General features: G+C 72.3%; 18 protein-coding genes. 12 read left to right on the top strand and 6 right to left on the bottom strand.

What is annotated here, in order from left to right:
• Nucleotides 1–49 precede the first annotated feature (49 nt).
• Nucleotides 50–679, top strand: a complete 630-nt coding sequence (locus tag LQK89_RS05010; protein WP_058740441.1) for a mycothiol-dependent nitroreductase Rv2466c family protein — start codon at nucleotides 50–52, stop codon at nucleotides 677–679.
• A gap of 79 nt (nucleotides 680–758) precedes the next feature.
• Here the strand turns inward: LQK89_RS05010 and LQK89_RS05015 are convergent, their stop codons facing one another.
• The gene (locus LQK89_RS05015) at nucleotides 759–1,286 is read right to left on the bottom strand and encodes a GNAT family N-acetyltransferase (protein ID WP_231050373.1); all 528 of its coding nucleotides are present in this window, start codon (nucleotides 1,284–1,286) and stop codon (nucleotides 759–761) included.
• Between LQK89_RS05015 and LQK89_RS05020 the strand changes: the two genes are divergently transcribed.
• Genes LQK89_RS05020 through LQK89_RS05030 form a run of 3 tightly spaced genes read left to right on the top strand, consistent with a single transcriptional unit; the run spans nucleotide 1,285 to nucleotide 3,407 of the window.
• Entirely contained in the window at nucleotides 1,285–1,938 is a 654-nt protein-coding gene (locus LQK89_RS05020; protein ID WP_231050374.1) for an XRE family transcriptional regulator, read from the top strand. The genes LQK89_RS05015 and LQK89_RS05020 overlap by 2 nt on opposite strands.
• 32 nt (nucleotides 1,939–1,970) lie before the next feature.
• On the top strand, nucleotides 1,971–2,459 hold the full coding sequence (locus tag LQK89_RS05025; protein WP_058740432.1) for a ribose-5-phosphate isomerase: 489 nt from the start codon (nucleotides 1,971–1,973) through the stop codon (nucleotides 2,457–2,459).
• 18 nt (nucleotides 2,460–2,477) lie between these two features.
• Entirely contained in the window at nucleotides 2,478–3,407 is a 930-nt protein-coding gene (locus LQK89_RS05030; RefSeq protein WP_231050375.1) for an Fpg/Nei family DNA glycosylase, read from the top strand.
• Between the two features lie 4 nt (nucleotides 3,408–3,411).
• Here the strand turns inward: LQK89_RS05030 and LQK89_RS05035 are convergent, their stop codons facing one another.
• Nucleotides 3,412–4,893 carry an amidohydrolase gene (locus tag LQK89_RS05035; RefSeq protein ID WP_231050376.1) on the bottom strand — a complete coding sequence of 494 codons (1,482 nt, stop codon included), beginning with the start codon at nucleotides 4,891–4,893 and terminating at the stop codon, nucleotides 3,412–3,414.
• On the bottom strand, nucleotides 4,890–5,543 hold the full coding sequence (locus LQK89_RS05040) for an FMN-binding negative transcriptional regulator (protein ID WP_231050377.1): 654 nt from the start codon (nucleotides 5,541–5,543) through the stop codon (nucleotides 4,890–4,892). Before LQK89_RS05040 ends, LQK89_RS05035 begins: the two co-directional genes overlap by 4 nt.
• Nucleotides 5,544–5,576: 33 nt before the next feature.
• Here LQK89_RS05040 and LQK89_RS05045 point away from each other — a divergent pair, with 33 nt between their 5' ends.
• The 4 genes from LQK89_RS05045 (at nucleotide 5,577) to LQK89_RS05060 (ending at nucleotide 10,155) form a co-directional block, all read left to right on the top strand.
• Nucleotides 5,577–6,983, top strand: coding sequence for a serine hydrolase domain-containing protein (locus LQK89_RS05045; protein WP_231050378.1), 1,407 nt, complete (start codon nucleotides 5,577–5,579; stop codon nucleotides 6,981–6,983).
• Between the two features lie 95 nt (nucleotides 6,984–7,078).
• The gene (locus tag LQK89_RS05050) at nucleotides 7,079–8,602 is read left to right on the top strand and encodes a sensor histidine kinase (protein WP_231050379.1); all 1,524 of its coding nucleotides are present in this window, start codon (nucleotides 7,079–7,081) and stop codon (nucleotides 8,600–8,602) included.
• Between the two features lie 39 nt (nucleotides 8,603–8,641).
• Nucleotides 8,642–9,304: a response regulator transcription factor gene (locus tag LQK89_RS05055; RefSeq protein WP_058740426.1), complete on the top strand. Its 663-nt coding sequence runs from the start codon at nucleotides 8,642–8,644 to the stop codon at nucleotides 9,302–9,304.
• Entirely contained in the window at nucleotides 9,301–10,155 is an 855-nt protein-coding gene (locus LQK89_RS05060) for an EamA family transporter (RefSeq protein WP_231050380.1), read from the top strand. Before LQK89_RS05055 ends, LQK89_RS05060 begins: the two co-directional genes overlap by 4 nt.
• Before the next feature lie 92 nt (nucleotides 10,156–10,247).
• Here the strand turns inward: LQK89_RS05060 and LQK89_RS05065 are convergent, their stop codons facing one another.
• The 3 genes from LQK89_RS05065 to LQK89_RS05075 all read right to left on the bottom strand — a co-directional run bounded on the left by LQK89_RS05065 (nucleotide 10,248) and on the right by LQK89_RS05075 (nucleotide 12,021).
• Nucleotides 10,248–10,400 carry a hypothetical protein gene (locus LQK89_RS05065; RefSeq protein WP_174778623.1) on the bottom strand — a complete coding sequence of 51 codons (153 nt, stop codon included), beginning with the start codon at nucleotides 10,398–10,400 and terminating at the stop codon, nucleotides 10,248–10,250.
• Between the two features lie 100 nt (nucleotides 10,401–10,500).
• Nucleotides 10,501–10,824: a hypothetical protein gene (locus LQK89_RS05070; RefSeq protein WP_058740424.1), complete on the bottom strand. Its 324-nt coding sequence runs from the start codon at nucleotides 10,822–10,824 to the stop codon at nucleotides 10,501–10,503.
• Nucleotides 10,825–10,989: 165 nt separating this feature from the next.
• Nucleotides 10,990–12,021 (bottom strand): LacI family DNA-binding transcriptional regulator, encoded by a 1,032-nt coding sequence (locus LQK89_RS05075; protein ID WP_231050381.1) that lies wholly within the window; start codon nucleotides 12,019–12,021, stop codon nucleotides 10,990–10,992.
• Between the two features lie 102 nt (nucleotides 12,022–12,123).
• On the opposite strand from LQK89_RS05075, the gene LQK89_RS05080 reads away from it, so the two are divergent.
• The 4 genes from LQK89_RS05080 to LQK89_RS05095 are packed head-to-tail and all read left to right on the top strand — an operon-like array spanning nucleotide 12,124 to nucleotide 16,584.
• Nucleotides 12,124–13,419: an ABC transporter substrate-binding protein gene (locus LQK89_RS05080; protein WP_231050382.1), complete on the top strand. Its 1,296-nt coding sequence runs from the start codon at nucleotides 12,124–12,126 to the stop codon at nucleotides 13,417–13,419.
• On the top strand, nucleotides 13,419–14,297 hold the full coding sequence (locus tag LQK89_RS05085) for a carbohydrate ABC transporter permease (protein ID WP_058740421.1): 879 nt from the start codon (nucleotides 13,419–13,421) through the stop codon (nucleotides 14,295–14,297). The genes LQK89_RS05080 and LQK89_RS05085 overlap by 1 nt, the downstream gene beginning before the upstream one ends.
• Nucleotides 14,294–15,253, top strand: a complete 960-nt coding sequence (locus LQK89_RS05090; RefSeq protein ID WP_231050383.1) for a carbohydrate ABC transporter permease — start codon at nucleotides 14,294–14,296, stop codon at nucleotides 15,251–15,253. Before LQK89_RS05085 ends, LQK89_RS05090 begins: the two co-directional genes overlap by 4 nt.
• A complete protein-coding gene (locus LQK89_RS05095) occupies nucleotides 15,253–16,584 on the top strand; it encodes a glycoside hydrolase 5 family protein (protein WP_231050384.1) in 1,332 nt (443 codons plus the stop codon). The genes LQK89_RS05090 and LQK89_RS05095 overlap by 1 nt, the downstream gene beginning before the upstream one ends.

Genomic DNA, 16,584 nt, shown 5'->3' on the forward strand with positions numbered 1-16,584 from the left:
GGATCAGCCTAGCGAGCGCGCGTACGCTCGCATCGTGACCGAGACGACTGTGGACAAGACCGAGACGACCCCCACCGCTGTGGAGTTCTGGTTCGACCCGAACTGCCCGTGGGCCTGGATGACGAGCCGCTGGGTCGGCGAGGTCGCCCGGCACCGCGACCTCGACGTGACCTGGAAGGTGATGAGCCTGTTCGTCCTCAACGAGGACCAGGACATCCCCGACGAGTACCGGGAGCGGATCCACAAGGGGCAGCTCTACCCGCGCATCGTGACCGCCGCGAAGCTCCGCCACGGGCAGGAGATCGTCAAGCCGCTGTACGACGCGCTCGGCGAACACGTCCACCACCGCCAGGAGTCGGACCCCGAGCAGGTCGTCCCCGCGGTGCTCCGCGAGCTCGACCTCGAGGCGGACCTGCTCGAGTACGCCTGGACCGACGAGGTCGACCAGGCCGTCCGTGCGAGCCACCAGGAGGGCATCGACCGGGTCGGCCAGGACGTCGGCACCCCGGTGATCGCCGTCGAGGGCACCGCGTTCTTCGGTCCGGTGATCTCCCCGGCGCCGAAGGGGCAGGAGGCCCTGGACCTGTGGGACGGCGTCGTCGCCGTCGCGAAGTACCCCGGCTTCTTCGAGCTCAAGCGCTCGCGCACCGTCGGCCCGGTCTTCGACACCGTCGAGTAGCAACCGAGCCCGCGACCGCGGGTCGGACGGGAGGCGCGGTGCGGGCCCGCCACGCGCCTCCAGTCCTCCGGTGCGCCGCTCAGCCGAGCGGCAACCGCATCAGCGTCAGGTCGAGCCACCGGTCGAACTTCCGCCCGACCTCGGGCAGGACGCCCACGGTGGTGAACCCGAGCCGCTCGTGCAGGGCGATCGACCCGACGTTCGACGAGCAGATCCCCGCCATCAGCACGTGCATCCCGGCGGCGCGGGCGTGGTCGACGAGCGCGTCCATCAGGACCGTCGCCACGCCCCGGCCGCGGAACGCCGGCACCACGTAGACGCTGTGCTCGGCGGTGTGCCGGTACCCCTGGTGCGGCCGGAACGCGCTGTAGGTCGCGTAGCCGGCCACGACGCCGTCGACCTCGGCGACGAGCACCGGCAGCCCCGCACCACGCCGGTCCGCGAGCCAGCCGTCGAACCACGGTCGCGGGTGCGGCTCGTCCTGCCAGATCGTGGTCGAGTGCAGGACGGCGTCGACGTGCAGTGCGTGGACGACGTCGAGATCCCGCGGCTCGCAGTCCCGCACCGTGACCGGAGCGGTGGAGCCCGTCGCATATGCTGTCGTCATGTCTCAGATCGTAGACGACGCCGCGTTGCTCGAGGAACCAGGCGACACGACGGGCGCCGAGCACCCGGACGACGCCGCGCAGCGTCGACTCGGTGACCGGCTGCAGCGCCTGCGGACCGAGCGGAAGTGGAGCCTCACCGAGCTCGCCGAGGAGTCCGGCGTCTCCCGCGCAATGATCAACCGCGTCGAACGCGGGGTCTCCAGCCCGACCGCGACGATCCTCGGACGGCTGTCCGGCGCGTTCGGGCTCACGGTCTCCCAGCTCCTCGACGAGTCCCTCGAGCACGACGTCCCGCGCACCGCCGACCCCGACGCCGCGCGGGGCGTGCAGCGCGGTGCGACCGCCGACTCGTGGACCGACCCGGAGACGGGGTACCGCCGGCGCCCGGTGTCGAGCGCCGTGTTCCCCGCCGACGTCACCGAGGTCCGCCTGCCGCCCGCGCAGCAGGTGGCGTACCCGGCGAGCGCCTACGCCTTCCTCCGGCACTGCATCTGGGTCGTCGACGGCGTGCTCGAGGTCGTCGCGGGCGGCGAGGTCACCCGCCTCGGCGCAGGGGACCGGATCGAGCTCGGCGAGCCGGCGGACGTGGTCTACCGGAACCCCGGCGAGGACACCGTCCGGTACGTCGTCGTGGTGGTCCGGGCGGCGTAGGGCGGTCGTCCCGCGGGAATAGGATCGGTCACATGCGCATCCACCTCGGAACGGACCACGCCGGCCTCGAGTTCACCAAGACCCTCGCCCAGCACCTGACGGAGGCCGGGCACGAGGTCGTCGACCACGGACCGACCGAGTACGACGCGCTCGACGACTACCCCTCGTTCTGCATCAACGCCGCGCACGCCGTCGTGCGGGACCAGCGCGCGGGCGTCCAGGCCCTCGGTGTCGTGTTCGGCGGCTCGGGGAACGGCGAGCAGATCGCCGCGAACAAGGTCGAGGGCGTCCGGGCCGCGCTCGTGTGGAACGAGTCCACCGCGCTGCTCGCCCGCCAGCACAACGACGCCAACGTCATCTCGATCGGCGCCCGCCAGCACACCGAGGACGAGGCGATGCGCTTCGTCGACCTGTTCGTCGCGGAGCCCTTCTCCGGCGAGGAGCGCCACGCCCGCCGCATCGCCCAGCTGGCGGAGTACGAGACGACGGGGCACATCGCCGGTCGGCAGATCGACGAGTAGTCCGGGTAGACAGGACCGATGCCAGAGGGTCACTCCGTCCACCGCATCGCGAACCAGTTCTCCCGGCACTTCGTCGGAAAGCGCTGCGAGGTGTCGAGTCCGCAGGGCCGCTTCGCCGCCGGGGCCGCCCAGCTCGACGGCAAGAAGATGGTGGCTGCGCGGGCCGTCGCGAAGCAGATGTTCCTGGAGTTCGAGGACGACCTGTTCCTCCGCGTGCACCTCGGTCTGTACGGCGCGTGGGACTTCGCGGGCCTGATCTCCTCCGCCGAGGCGCTGTCCGAGGACGGCGACGGCGAGGAGTCGCTCGCGTCGATCGGCGCCCCGCGGCTCGCCCGGTACCGGATGGCCGAGCAGGAGAAGGCCGAGGACCCGATCGAGTCGTTCCCGCCGGACCCGGTGGGACAGGTGCGGGTGCGGATCCTCACCGAGGACACCGTCGCCGACCTCCGCGGCCCGACCGCCTGCGTCGTCGAGGACCCCGCCGGCGTGCAGAAGGCGCTCGACAAGCTCGGCCCGGACCCGATCAACGACGACGGCCCGGAGGCCGAGCAGACCTTCGTCGAGAACGTCCGGAAGCGGAACGTCGCGATCGGACAGCTCCTGATGGACCAGTCGGTCGTCGCGGGCATCGGCAACATCTACCGCGCCGAGCTGCTGTTCCGGCAGCGCATCGACCCGTACAAGCCGGGGAAGAAGATCACCGTCAAGCAGGCGAAGGCGCTGTGGCAGGACTGGTCGAAGCTCCTGCACGCGGGCGTCCGGGACGGCCTCATGCTCACGATGGACGACCTGTCCGAGGCCGACCACAAGAAGGCCGTCCGGTCGCGGAAGGACCGCCACTGGGTGTACCACCGCGAGGGCGAGCCCTGTCGGGTGTGCGGGACCGAGATCCGGATGGCGGACATGGCCGGCCGCAAGCTCTACTGGTGCCCGAAGGACCAGAAGTAGCGCGTCACGCCGAGCGGTGCGTGAACCGCCCCGCGATCGCGGTCGCCAGCACCGGCATCGACCGGAGCACGTCCGACGGTCCGGTCGTCGCCACCGCGAGCGGGTCGGCGGGCAGCAGCACCAGGTCCGCGACGTCGCCGACCGCGACCGAGACCCGGCCGTCCGTCGACCCCCGCCACGCGGCGAGCGCCGACATCCGCTGCTCCGGGTGCCACGGCTCCCGACCACCGCGGTCGCGTCCGACGGCCGCCGCCATCCCGACCCACGGGTCGAGCGGCGCGACGGGCGCGTCCGAGCCGAGTCGCAGCGTCGCCCCGGCTCGCTCGAGCGCCGCGAACGGGAACGCCCGGTCGGTGCCCCCCGCCCAGTGCCGGTCCGCGATGTCCCGGTCGTCCATCGCGTGCTCCGGCTGCACGGACGCGACCACGCCGAGCCGCGCGAACCGCTCGAGGTCGGTCCCGTCGAGGAGCTGCGCGTGCTCGATCGACCCGCGCGTGCCGACCGCCTCGAAGACGTCGAGCGCGAGGGTGTTCGCCCGGTCGCCGATCGCGTGCACGGCGGGGACGAGCCCGGCGTCGACCGCGCGTCGGACCATGGCCACGAGGTCGTCGAACGCGTAGGCCAGCACCCCCTCGCCGTCGGCGGTCGCGGCCGTGCGCGTGCCGAGCGACCCGTCGGTGATGACCTTGAACGGCCCCATGGTGAGCAGGCCGCGGGTGCCCGGGACGACGTCCCCGGTTCGCAGGCCCCTCGCGACCACGTCGTCGAGCTCGTCCGGGTACACCCCGGACGCGACGCGCAGGCCGTCCGTCCCGGCGTGCGCCCGCCGGGTCCAGCGGTCGAGTCCGAACCGCATCTCCAGGTCGACGATGCGCGTCACGCCGCGGGCCGCGGCCGCCTCGACGGCGTCCGCGACGTAGCCGTCGAGGACCGCGTCGGGCACGCGGGAGAGCGCGGCCGTCACGTCGAACGCGTCCTGCTCGCGCAGCACCCCGTCGTCGCCCGCCACGAGCGGGCGGCCCACCTCGGCGGAGAACCGCTCGAGGGCGAGCGCGTTGCACCAGACGGCGTGCAGGTCGCCGCTGATGACGACGGTCGGGAGGCGCGGTGCGGCCCGGTCGAGCAGCTCGCGTCGCGCAGGGCGGGGCCAGAGGCCGTCCCGGTAGCCGTGCCCGACGAGCACCCCGTCGACGGGACCGGTGCGCAGGACCTCGGCGAGCAGGTCGGCGGTCGCCTCCGCGGAGGCGCAGCCGGACACGTCGACGCGTCGCCGGACGAGGGCCCACTGGTCGAAGTGCACGTGGTGGTCGACCAGGCCGGGTGCGAGCCAGGCCCCCGCCGCCTCGAGCACGTCGCTGTCGGGGCCGGCCGCGTCGAGCGTGCCGGCCGGCGCGACCGCGGTGACCCGCCCGTCGACGATCCGGACGTCGGCGGGGGCGCCGGAGGTGCCCACCCGTCGGACGGTGCGGAGCAGGAGGTCGGTCACCGTGCCTCCAGTCCGTCCGCGCGCTCCGCGCGCACCCGGTCCATCTCGTCGGCGAGCGCCGGCGACGCGTACGGGCCGTCCCCGCGGAGTTCCGCGACGATCCGGGCGACCACGTCCGGCGCCTTGTTCTGCGAGAGCTTGGCGCGGGCGTCGAAGCGGGTGACCCGGATCCGGACGCCGACGGTGCCCTGCGCGATCCGCCGGGCGGTGTCCGGGTCGACGTCGAGCGAGACCGGCTCGGGCATCACCCGTTCGAAGTGGTCGACGAGCTCGCCGAGCACGCGGAAGTTCTCGTCGTCGGACAGGATCTCCGGCGTGCCCCACAGGTGCGCGGTCACGTGGTTCCAGGTCGGGACGAACTGCTCGGGCGGGTACCAGCCCGGGGAGACGTAGCCGTGCGGGCCCTGGAACACGACGAGGACCTCGTGCCGGCCGAGCTCGTGCGCGACCTCGTCCGGACGGCCGACGTGCGTCACGAGCACGATCGCGTCCGGGTCGTCGTCGGGCCCCGGCGTCTCGAGCAGCACGGGGTAGTGCGAGGCGACCGTGCCCGCCGCGGTGTGCGACACGATCGTCGCCCACGGGTGCTCGGCGACCACGCGCTTGACCTCGTCGACGTCGGTCATCAGGAACCGGGGTGTGTGCCGCATCCGACGAGCGTGGCACATGCCAGGCTGGTCGGCATGGAGAAGCGCGCCGCGTACGAGTTCGTCCTGCCCTACGTCCGCGAGTGGATCGGGTACAAGGTGTGGCAGCTCCGGCTCCCCGGGGTGCAGGTCGCCGTCGGGTTCGAGGGCGAGGAGCTGTTCGCCGGGGCGTGGGGGTACGCCGACGTCGAGGCCGGTCGTCGCCTGACCACGACGGACCGGTTCCGCATCGCGTCGCACTCGAAGACGTTCACCGCGACCGCCCTGCTGCAGCTCGCCGACGCGGGCGCGCTCCGGCTCGACGACACCGTCGGCTCGTTCGTGCCGGCCCTGGTCGACGCGGGCTCGCCGATCGCCGGCGCGACGGTGCGCGAGCTCATGGAGATGGGCGGCGGAGTCGTCCGGGACGGTGCCGACGGCGACCACTGGGCACTCGCGCACCCGTTCCCGGACGCCGAGCAGCTCGTCGCGCTCGTCGTCGAGGGCGGCGCCAAGGTGCCGGTCGGCTCGGCGTTCAACTACTCGAACCTGGGCTACGGCCTGCTCGGGCTCGTGGTCGAGGCCGTCACCGGGACCTCGTACGCAGAGCACGTCCGGGCGGCGATCACCGAGCCGCTCGGCCTCGCCCACACCGGTCCGGAGTTCGACCCCGCCCACGAGGACGCGTTCGTCGTCGGCTACACCGGCCTGCACACCGCCCGCACCCGCACGCGCGTCCCGCACGTGACGACCGGGGCGCTCGCCGCGGCCACCGGGTTCCACGGCACCGCGTCCGATCTGGTCCGGTACTTCTCCGCCCACGTCCCCGGCCGGGGCGAGCTGCTCTCCGACCACGCCAAGCGCCTCGCGCAGCGGAAGGCGTGGAGCGCGCTCGACACCGATCCGGCCGCCCGCGGCTACGGTGCCGGCTTCATCGTCGACCGGATCAACGGGCGCGAGGTCCGCGGCCACTCCGGCGGCTTCCCCGGCCAGATCACCCAGTCGGTGTTCGACCCGGCGTCGTCGCTCGTCGTGTCCGTGCTGACGAGCAGCGCGACCGGGCCCGCCGGGATGCTCGCGAACGGGATCGTGCACCTGCTCGACGCCGCCGCGGACGAGCACGCCGCGGGGCCGGCACTGCCCGACGACGTCGACACCTCCCGCTACGTCGGGCGCTTCACGACGTTCGAGGGCATCACCGACTTCGCCCGGGTCGGCGACCGGCTGCTCGCGATCGACCCGACGCAGCCCGTGCCGACCGAGTCCCCGGTCCGCCTCGACGTCGTCGACGCCGACACGCTGCGCATGGCCGCGGGCAACCGCTTCGGGTCGATCGACGAGCTCGTGTCGTTCACGCGTGACGACGCGGGCACGGTCGTGTCGGTGCGCGGCGACAGCGGCATGACCCACCGCCCGTGGGCCGTCCCCGAGGAGACCCCCGAAGTCGCCGCCGCGCTCGTCTGATACCCGCGGCCGGACCAGGAGGGGGGGACAACCCCACCACGGGTCCGGGAGACGGCAGGATGGGACGGGAGCCCGCGGTCCGCGAGGCTCGAGTCATGACCGACACCGCCCGCCTCGACCAGGCCGACACCGTCCCGCTCGACGACACGACAGCGCGCGACACGACACCGCTCGACACGACACCGCTCGACGACACCGCACCGCAGGGAGCGACCAAGCCCATGCCCGGACAGCCACAGTCAGCACCCGCGGGGTGGTCGGCGACGCCGGCGGTGGGGCAGCCGGGCGGCGGTGGCGGCTCGGGGATGTCCGCCGGCGCGTTCTACCGGGACGCGTGGCGACGCCTGCCGCGGGACTTCGGCTACATGGCGCTCACGGCGGTGCTGCTCTGCACGCTCTACGCGGCCTTCCCGGCGGCGATCCTGGGCGGCGGCTTCCGGGACCTGTTCAACCCGTTCGTGCTCCTGATGTTCTTCGTCGCGCTGTTCGTCGCCCGCTGGGTCGGCCAGTTCGAGAAGCTCCGCATCGGCTGGGCCGACCCGCGGCCGATCCGCCCGGTCGACTGGACCCCGCGCTGGCAGCAGAACTGGTGGACCCGCACGGGTTCAGCGGTCGCCAACCCGCACTACTGGCTGTACCTGCTGCACGCGGTCGTCGTGTACCCGCTCGCGGCGCTCTGCACGGTCGGCGCCGGCGCGCTCCTGGTCGTCGGGTTCACGTGGCCGATCGCGGTCGGTGGCATCGCGCTCCTCAACCGGGTCGCCGCTGACTACTACAGCGGGCTCGGCGGTGCTCCGGTGCTCCTCCTCGGCCTGCTCGGACTCGTGTCGATGGCGGCGTCCGTGGTGCTGTTCCCGCTCTGGGCGCGCGGCTCGGTCCTCGCGCACTACTGGATCGACCTCGGTCTGCTCGGCGGGTTCCGCGCCGAGCAGCTCGAGCAGCGCGTCGCCGGGTTGCAGGCCTCCCGCGCCGGAGCGGTCACGGCCGAGGGGCAGGCGCTCCGCCAGATCGAGCGCGACCTGCACGACGGCCCGCAGCAGCGCCTCGTCCGGCTCCGCATGGACCTCGCGGCCGCCGAGCGTGCGATGGACCGCGACCCGGAGCAGGCCAAGCGGCTGATCGGCGAGGCCGGCGAGCACGCGAAGGACGCCCTCGACGAGCTGCGCGCCCTGTCCCGCGGCTTCGCGCCGCCGATCCTGCTCGACCGCGGGCTCGTCGCCGCGCTCGAGGCCCTGGTCGCCCGCACGCCGATCCCGGTCGGGCTCGACGTCCGCCTGCCCGAGGGACTCGAGCTCGCGACGGAGATCCAGCGCAACGTGTACTTCACGGTGAGCGAGCTCCTGACGAACACGACGAAGCACGCGGGCGCCTCGACCGCCGGCGTGTACCTCGGGCTGATCGTCGACGCGTCCGGCCTCTGGTACCTCACGGTCAGCGTCACCGACGACGGCCGCGGGGGAGCCCGCCCGCAGGAGGGCCACGGGCTCGAGGGGCTGGTCGGCCGCATGCGCGCCCTGGACGGCGAGCTCATCGTGAACAGCCCCGACGGCGGTCCGACCGAGGCCACCGCACGGATCCCGCTCGGCGCGCTGAACGGCGTCCCGACCGTCCGCCGGTGACCGGCGGGGAGCGGGGACGCTCCCACTAGGCTGGTCGGCATGAGCGACGGCCCGGGTGCAGCACGCATCCGGGCCGTCGTCGTCGACGACGCCGTGCTCCTGCGCGAGGGACTGGCCCGCGTCCTCGACGAGGCGGGCATCGAGGTCGTCGGGCAGTACGCCGACGCCGACTCCTTCCTCGCCACGCTGCCGGATGCCGCCCCCGACGTCGTCGTGATGGACGTCCGGATGCCCCCGACCTTCACCGACGAGGGCGTCCGCGCCGCCGTCGTCACCCGACGGGTCGCCCCGCAGACCGGGGTCCTGCTGCTGTCGCAGTACGTCGAGGCCACGTACGCCGAGGACGTCCTCGCCGCCGGCGCCACCGGCATCGGGTACCTGCTCAAGGACCGCGTCACCCGGCTCGAGGAGATCGACGACGCCGTGCGCCGCATCGCCGCCGGCGGCACCGTGCTCGACCCCGAGGTCGTGACGCAGCTCATGAGCCGTCGACGCAACCCGCTCGAGGCGCTGACCCCGCGGGAGCGCGACGTCCTCGGGCTGATGGCCGAGGGACGCACGAACGCCGCCATCGCCCGAGCGCTCGTCATCGGCACCGGCGCGGTCGAGAAGCACGTGACGAGCATCTTCGGCAAGCTCGCGCTCGAGGACACCGGCGAGGACCACCGCCGCGTCCTCGCCGTCCTCGCCTACCTCGGATGACGACGCGGGTCCCCGCGCCGCTCCTGGCGCTCGCGGCGATGGTGTCCGTGCAGCTCGGGGCCGCGATCGCCAAGACGCGCTTCGACGAGGTCGGCTCGGTCGGCGCCGCGACCCTGCGCCTGGTGATCGGCGCCCTCGTGCTCGCGCTCGTCGTCCGCCCGCGCGTGCGGCACTGGACCCGCGCGCAGTGGACGGCCGCGGTCCTGCTCGGCCTGGCGCTCGGCGGCATGAACGTCTTCATCTACGTGGCGTTCGCGACCATCCCGATCGGTGTCGCGGTGACGATCGAGTTCCTCGGGCCACTCGTCCTGTCGCTCGCGCACACCCGTCGCTGGCGGGACGTGTCGTGGGCCGTGCTCGCGCTCGCCGGCGTCGTGCTGCTCGGCGTCGGACCGACGGCCGTGACCGCGGTCGGCGGCGTCGCCGCAGCCGTCGCGGCGGCGGTGTGCTGGGCCGGCTACATCGTGATGAACCAGCGCGTCGGGGCGGCGATCCCCGGCATCGACGGCCTGGCGGTGTCGATGGTCGTCGCGATGCTCGTCTCCCTGCCGTTCGGACTGCACTCCGCCGCGGCCGGTGTGGTCGACGACCCGACGCTGCTGCTCGTCTTCGCGGGCGTCGCCCTGCTGTCGAGCGTGCTGCCCTACGCGCTCGAGATGGCGGCGCTCCGCCGGATGGTGACCCGCGTGTTCGGCGTGCTGCAGAGCCTCGGTCCCGCGATCGCCGCACTCGCGGGACTCCTGGTCCTGCGCGAGGCGCTCTCGGTGCAGGAGGTCGTGGCGCTCGCCTGCGTGACCGCGGCGAGCATCGGGGTGACCCTGTCGGGACGTCGCCGCCGAGCCGTTCCCTGACGGCGGCGAGCCGACCGGCGGAGCCGTGACGCGCCTCCAGGCCGTTCCCGACCACCGGACGCGCCACGACCCGCCTCCGGGTCGGTCGTCAGCTACTCGGCGCTGAGGAAGTCCGCGTAGGTGGGTTCCGACTGCTCGACCGCCAGGAGCGCCGGGTCGTTGATCCGGCGTTCGACGTAGGCGGCGATGACCTCCGGCGGAGTGAGCACGTGGGCGACCCAGGACGGCACGTCGCGTTGGTTCACTGTGGGCCTCCTTCCTGTCGTTCGTCCGTCGAACCACTTGATCGGTGAGTAGTTCGGCGAGGCGGGGTTCCCGGAACGATCCTCGGATCGGGTCCGGATGTCAATGCGGTGCGTTCCCCGGATGCCGTTCGGCGCGGTCCGTCCGCAGCGCGCGGTGCTTGACCGCTGAGCGCCAGACCCAGGCGTCGGCCTGCTGCCCGAACTGCGCCCACTCGACGTGCACGGCGTCCCGCGTCCAGCTCGACGCGAAGCCCTTGACCCGGATGTGGAAGGTCGGGAACTGGATCCACGCCCAGACCGGGACGGGCGTCACCGCGTGGCAGACGTCGGGGCCGCGCGCTTCCTCGGACAGCGAGTAGGCGCGCGGACGCTCGACCTCCGGGTGTTCCGGGGGCTGCCACCGGTTCTCGCGACGCCGTCCCACGACGGTATTCGAACGTGTGTTCGAACGTGCGTCAAGTCCGCCGCGCGGACGCTGCGCACCTCGACCCAGGCGCGGGCGTGTCGGGGTGCGCCACGTGGACGCTGCGCGCCCGGACCGGGCCGTGGGCATGTCGGGGCGCGCTGCGCACCCACCGGGTCCCCGGCGTCAGGTGGCCGCTCGCCCCGTCGACTCGCGCACGCTCAGGGTCAGTGACGGTCCGGGCCGGGACGGCAGGGGAGCCGGGGCGTCGATCTGCTCGCGCAGCAGCACCGCCGCGCGCTGCCCGAGTTCGACGGTGTCGCGCGTCAGCGAGGTGATCGCGGGGCGGACGAGCTGGATCATCGCGGAGTCGTCGAACGACACGATCGACACGGCGCCCGGGACCGCGACGCCCATCTCGCTCGCGACGCCGAGCCCCGCGACGGCGAGCACGTCGTTGTCGTACACGATCGCCGTCGGTCGCACCGTGCGGGACAGCAGTGCGCGGGTGGCCCGGGCGCCCTCGTCCGCGGAGTAGTCGGTGGGGATCGACACGGTGTCCTCGAGCCCGGCGTCCGCCGCGAAGGCCCGGAGCCGCTCGACCCGCATCGCCGTGTGCTCGAACTCCGGCCGACCGGAGACGTGCGCGATCCGCCGGTGTCCGAGCGCGTGCAGGTACCGCAGCACGGTGTCCGTCGCGTCCGAGTCGTCGATCCACACGCTCGGGGCGGCGCCGTCCGGCGAGGGGTGCGAGCCGACGACCACGGTGGGCATGCCGAGTTCCGCGAGCAGGGTCAGGCGCTCGTCGTCGCGGCGCGGGTCGATGACGACGACGCCGTCCACCCGGTGCCCGCGCCACCAGTCGCGGTAGGTCGTGAGCTCCTCGGCCGCGTCCCGGGCGACGAGCAGGGTCATGCCGACGTGGGTCCCGGCGAGCCCGAGCTGGATCCCCGAGATGAGGTCGCCGAAGAACGACTCGGTGCCGAGCGTCCGTGCCGGCCGGTTCAACACGAAGCCGATCGACCCGGCGCGGGCGCCACCGAGGGCGCGGGCGGCGGTGTGCGGTTGCCAGTCGAGTTCGCGGGCGATCTCCTGCACACGGCGGCGGGTCTCGGCGGACACCCCCGGCCGGTCGTTGAGCGCGAACGACACCGCGCTGATGGACACCCCGGCGCGTGCGGCGATGTCGGCGATGGTCGTGCGACGTCTGCTGGCCACGGGGTTGACTATAGCGCTTTAGTCATGAACAGTGGCAGCCACACGCCGGTTCGGCACCACCAACTGAACCGCTTGAGCACGATGACGAAGGAGTCGGTTGCGATGAGGACCACCACACGGGTGACGAGGGGCCGCGCGGCAGCGCTGCTCGCGACGGCGGCGGCGACCGCCCTCGTCCTGACGGGCTGCTCGAGCGGCAGCAGCGGCGCGAGCGGGGGCGGGAGCGGGGCGATCGACGGGACGATCACCCTGCAGACGTGGGCGCTCACGCCGACGTACACGGACTACCTTCAGGGCGTCATCTCGGCGTTCGAGAAGGAGCACCCGAAGGCGACCGTGAAGCTCCAGGACCAGCCGGGCGACGGCTACGCCGACAAGGTGCTCAGCCAGGCGTCCTCGAACACGCTGCCGGACGTGATCAACCTGCCGCCGGACATCGCACTGCCGCTCGCCAAGCGGGGCTTCCTGCAGGACGTGTCGAAGGACGACAGCAAGCTCGGCAGCACGTACGTCGCCGGCGCACTGGACTCGTACCGGTACAAGGGGCTCGACGGCACGTACGGCTACCCCTGGTACCTCAACACGGATGTCGACTACTGGAACAAGTCGATGTTCGACAAGTGCGGCCTCGACGCGGACAACCCGCCGAAGACCACCGACGAGCTGTTCACGCAGGCCAAGACGATGCACAGCAACTGCCCGGACGACTACCTGATGAGCCGCAAGCCGGGTCTCGGTGACTTCACGCTCGCCGGGGTCAAGGTGCTGAACTCGGACGGCACGAAGTTCACCTTCGCCGACTCGTCGAAGGCCGTCGATCTCATCGACCGCTACAAGGAGGCGTACCAGGACGGCTACATGCCCTCGAACGTCCTGAACAGCGACTACCTCGGCAACTCGACGCTGTTCACGCAGCAGAAGGTCGCGTGGACGACCGGCGGCGCGACGGCGCTCTCGGACATGATCAAGAACAACCCGTCGCTCAAGGGCAACGTCGTGGTCAGCCCGGCGCTCGACACCCCGCCGCTGTACGTGCAGGGCCTGTCGGTGTCCAGCAAGTCGAAGCACCTCGCCACCGCCGAGGCGTTCGCGCAGTTCATGACGAACGCCAAGAACCAGGAGGCGTTCGCCCACCAGGTGAACATCTTCCCGTCGACCACGTCGTCGCAGTCCGACCCGTACTTCTCGAAGGACGACGGCACCGTGAACGGGACGGCACGCGTCCTCGCGAACGAGGCCCTGAAGCAGGCGAAGGTGCTCAACCCGGTCGAGGCGAACTCCGCGATGACGGACTTCCTCGACCAGCAGATCGCCCTCGCCATGAAGGGGCAGGTCGCGCCCGCGCAGGCCCTGCAGACGGCGCAGGACAAGATGAACTCGCTCCTGGCCAACGGCTGATGCGCGCCAACCGCTGGTTCACGCCCTGGCTGCTCGTCCTGCCGGCCCTCGTCTGGCTCCTCGCGTTCAGCCTCTGGCCGTCGATCAACACCGTCCGGTTGTCGTTCACGAACGCCAGCCCGCTGGGGGGCGTGAGCCAGTGGGTGGGCTTCCGGAACTTCGAGACCCTGCTCGCCGACCCGCAGGTGTGGGAGGCGCTGCTCAACAGCGTCGTCTACATGGCGGTGTGCCTGCCGCTCCTGACGATCGGCCCGCTGCTCATCGCGGTGCTCGTGCAGCAGAAGCTCCCCGGCATCGCGTTCTTCCGGACCGCGTTCTACACGCCGGTGATCGCGAGCGCGGTCGTCGTCGGGCTCATCTGGACCTGGATCCTCGACGACCGCGGCGTCGTCAACGAGATGGCGCAGGCGCTCGGCGTCGTGCAGGGCGCGATCCCGTTCCTGACCGACCGGTGGCTGCTGCTGTTCAGCGCGATCAGCCTGACGGTCTGGAAGGGCCTCGGGTACTACATGATCATCTTCCTGGCGGCACTCGGGAACGTCGGCAAGGACCTGCACGAGGCCGCTGCGCTCGACGGTGCCGGAGCGGTGCGCCGGTTCTGGTCGGTCACGGTCCCGGGGGTCCGGGGCACCATGACGCTCGTCGGGATCCTGGTCTGCGTCAGCGCGCTCCGGGTGTTCAGCGAGCTCTACATCCTCACCAACGGCACCGGCGGTCCGGGCGGGCAGGACAACTCGCTCGTCATGCTCATCCAGCAGTACGCCCGCGGGTTCACCGGCAACCTCGGCTACGCGTCCGCCCTGAGCCTGCTGCTCTTCGTGGTCACGCTCCTGCCGATGCTCGCCCTCGCCCGCATGAACAGCAAGGCCGACAAGTGACGAACACGACCAGCACGACCGAACCGGCCCTCGGCGGCGCCGCGGGTGCAGCCGCACCCGCGCCGGACCTGACCGGCGCGACGGACGCACGCCGGGCCCGGCCCCCGCGTCGCCGCCGCGCGGTCTGGGGCGTCATGTCCACCCGCGAGAAGGGCGTCCGCTACGTCCTGCTCGTCGTGGTGCTGTTCATCACGATCGGGCCGTTCCTCTGGCAGCTCTCGACGTCGCTCAAGGGCGCCGGCGAGGACATCTACACGGCGAACCCGTCGTTCATCCCGTCCGAGCCGACGATCGAGAACTACCTCAAGGTCGCGGCGGCGATCCCGGTCTGGCGGTACATCGGCAACTCGGTGCTCGTCGCGGCGATCGACGTCGTCGGGAACATCGTCTTCGCGACGCTCGCCGGCTTCGCCCTGGCCCGACTGCAGTGGCGGTTCCGGAAGCTCGTGCTCGGCCTGTTCCTCGCGACGCTCGTGCTCCCCGGCGAGGCCACGATCATCAGCCAGTTCGTCACCGTGAAGGACCTCGGTCTGGCCGACAACCTGGTCGGCGTCGCCCTGCCCGGGATGATCGCGGCGCTCAACGTCCTGCTCATGTTCAACGCGTTCCGGCAGATCCCCGAGGAGATCGACCAGGCGGCCGTCGTCGACGGCGCGAACGCGATGCAGCGCCTGCGGTACATCTCGCTGCCCGCCGTGCAGGGCACCATCGCCGTGATCGCGATCTTCTCCTTCATCGGGGCGTGGGACGACTTCCTGTGGCCGCTCATCGTCCTGCAGTCCCCGCAGAACCTCACGCTGACCGTGGGGCTGCAGTACCTGCAGGGCACGTTCGCCACCGACCAGCGGATGATCGCCGCCGGCACGATGATCGCCTTCATCCCGATCGCCGTGGTCTTCGCCGTCCTGCAGCGCTTCTTCTTCAAGGGCGTGGAAGAGGGCGGGGTGAAGGGCTGATGCGCTTCGGCGTCAACCACACGCCGTCGGTCGGGTGGTTCCACTCGTGGCTCGACTTCTCGCCGTCGGACACCGCCAGGGACCTCGAGCAGATCGCGTCGCTCGGCGCGGACCACGTGCGGATCTTCCCCCTGTGGCCGGTCGTGCAGCCGAACCGGACGATGATCCGGCAGCGGGCGCTCGACGACGTCGCGACCGTCGTCGACATCGCCGGGTCGTTCGGACTCGACGTGAACGTCGACGCGCTGCAGGGGCACCTGTCGAGCTTCGACTTCGTGCCGGCCTGGCTCGACACCTGGCACCGCCGCAACCTGTTCACCGACCCGGACGTCGTCGCCTCGACCGCCGCCTACGTCGAGGCGCTCACCCGGACCGTCGCGGACCGGCCGAACCTGCTCGGCATCACGATCGGCAACGAGGTCAACCAGTTCGCGCACGCACCGCACCCCGCGCCGTTCGGCGTCACCGCCGAGCAGGGGCATGCATGGGCGGCGACGATGGTCGCCGCCGCCCGGCGGGGCCTGGGGACGGACGGCGAGACCGGACTGGAGGCACGGCGCGGGTCCGCCCCGCTGGTCACCGTCGCGCAGTACGACGCGGCCTGGTACGACGACGCGCAGCCCTTCGGCCCGCAGCACGCGGCGGACCACGGTGACGCGACGGTCACGCACTCCTGGGTGTTCAACGGCGCGGCACAGCTCCACGGCGCCCTCGGACCCGGTTCGGTGCGGCACGGCGAGTACCTGCTGCAGCTCGCCGCGGCCTGGAACCGGGACCCGCACCGGCCGAACTGGTTGCAGGAGGTCGGCGCCCCCACGAACGTCGTCCCGCCCGCCGACGCCGCGTCCTTCACCGAGCAGACCATCCGCCACGTCCTCGGGGCGCAGGACGTGCTCGGCGTGACGTGGTGGTGCTCGCACGACGTCGCCCGGTCCCTCGCCGACTTCCCCGAGCTCGAGTACGACCTCGGGCTGTTCACGAACGACGGTCGGCGGAAGCCCGCGGGCGAAGCGTTCGCCGCCCTCGCTCGATCTGCGACCGCGTCGCCGGCCGCACCGCCCGCCACCGGGATCGTCCTCGACGACGTCGGGCCGGACGGCACCCTGCGCCCCGGCGTCCGGGCCGACTGTGCCCCAGGTGGACGGTTCGCGGCCGGCTGGCTCGCACTCGCCGAGGCCGCGCCGGACGGCCGCGGTCCGCAGGTGCTGCTGCGGTCCCGGCTCCACGACGACGTCCTGCGCGCAGCACGCGGCATCACGACGATCGAGCACGTGCCCGACGGCCTGGACGGCACCGTCCTCGCCGTCGCCCACCCCGCCACCGGCGCCTGA

The sequence above is a fragment of the Curtobacterium sp. C1 genome (genome assembly GCF_021049325.1).
GTDB lineage: Bacteria > Actinomycetota > Actinomycetes > Actinomycetales > Microbacteriaceae > Curtobacterium > Curtobacterium citreum.

Excerpts from the sequence above, each read along its gene's own strand:
- LQK89_RS05020 (WP_231050374.1), top strand. The coding sequence starts at position 1,285 with ATGTCTCAGATCGTAGACGACGCCGCGTTGCTCGAGGAACCAGGCGAC.
- LQK89_RS05015 (WP_231050373.1), bottom strand. The coding sequence starts at position 1,286 with ATGACGACAGCATATGCGACGGGCTCCACCGCTCCGGTCACGGTGCGG.
- LQK89_RS05025 (WP_058740432.1), top strand. The coding sequence starts at position 1,971 with ATGCGCATCCACCTCGGAACGGACCACGCCGGCCTCGAGTTCACCAAG.
- LQK89_RS05030 (WP_231050375.1), top strand. The coding sequence starts at position 2,478 with ATGCCAGAGGGTCACTCCGTCCACCGCATCGCGAACCAGTTCTCCCGG.
- LQK89_RS05040 (WP_231050377.1), bottom strand. The coding sequence starts at position 5,543 with ATGCGGCACACACCCCGGTTCCTGATGACCGACGTCGACGAGGTCAAG.
- LQK89_RS05045 (WP_231050378.1), top strand. The coding sequence starts at position 5,577 with ATGGAGAAGCGCGCCGCGTACGAGTTCGTCCTGCCCTACGTCCGCGAG.
- LQK89_RS05050 (WP_231050379.1), top strand. The coding sequence starts at position 7,079 with ATGACCGACACCGCCCGCCTCGACCAGGCCGACACCGTCCCGCTCGAC.
- LQK89_RS05055 (WP_058740426.1), top strand. The coding sequence starts at position 8,642 with ATGAGCGACGGCCCGGGTGCAGCACGCATCCGGGCCGTCGTCGTCGAC.
- LQK89_RS05060 (WP_231050380.1), top strand. The coding sequence starts at position 9,301 with ATGACGACGCGGGTCCCCGCGCCGCTCCTGGCGCTCGCGGCGATGGTG.
- LQK89_RS05080 (WP_231050382.1), top strand. The coding sequence starts at position 12,124 with ATGAGGACCACCACACGGGTGACGAGGGGCCGCGCGGCAGCGCTGCTC.
- LQK89_RS05085 (WP_058740421.1), top strand. The coding sequence starts at position 13,419 with ATGCGCGCCAACCGCTGGTTCACGCCCTGGCTGCTCGTCCTGCCGGCC.
- LQK89_RS05095 (WP_231050384.1), top strand. The coding sequence starts at position 15,253 with ATGCGCTTCGGCGTCAACCACACGCCGTCGGTCGGGTGGTTCCACTCG.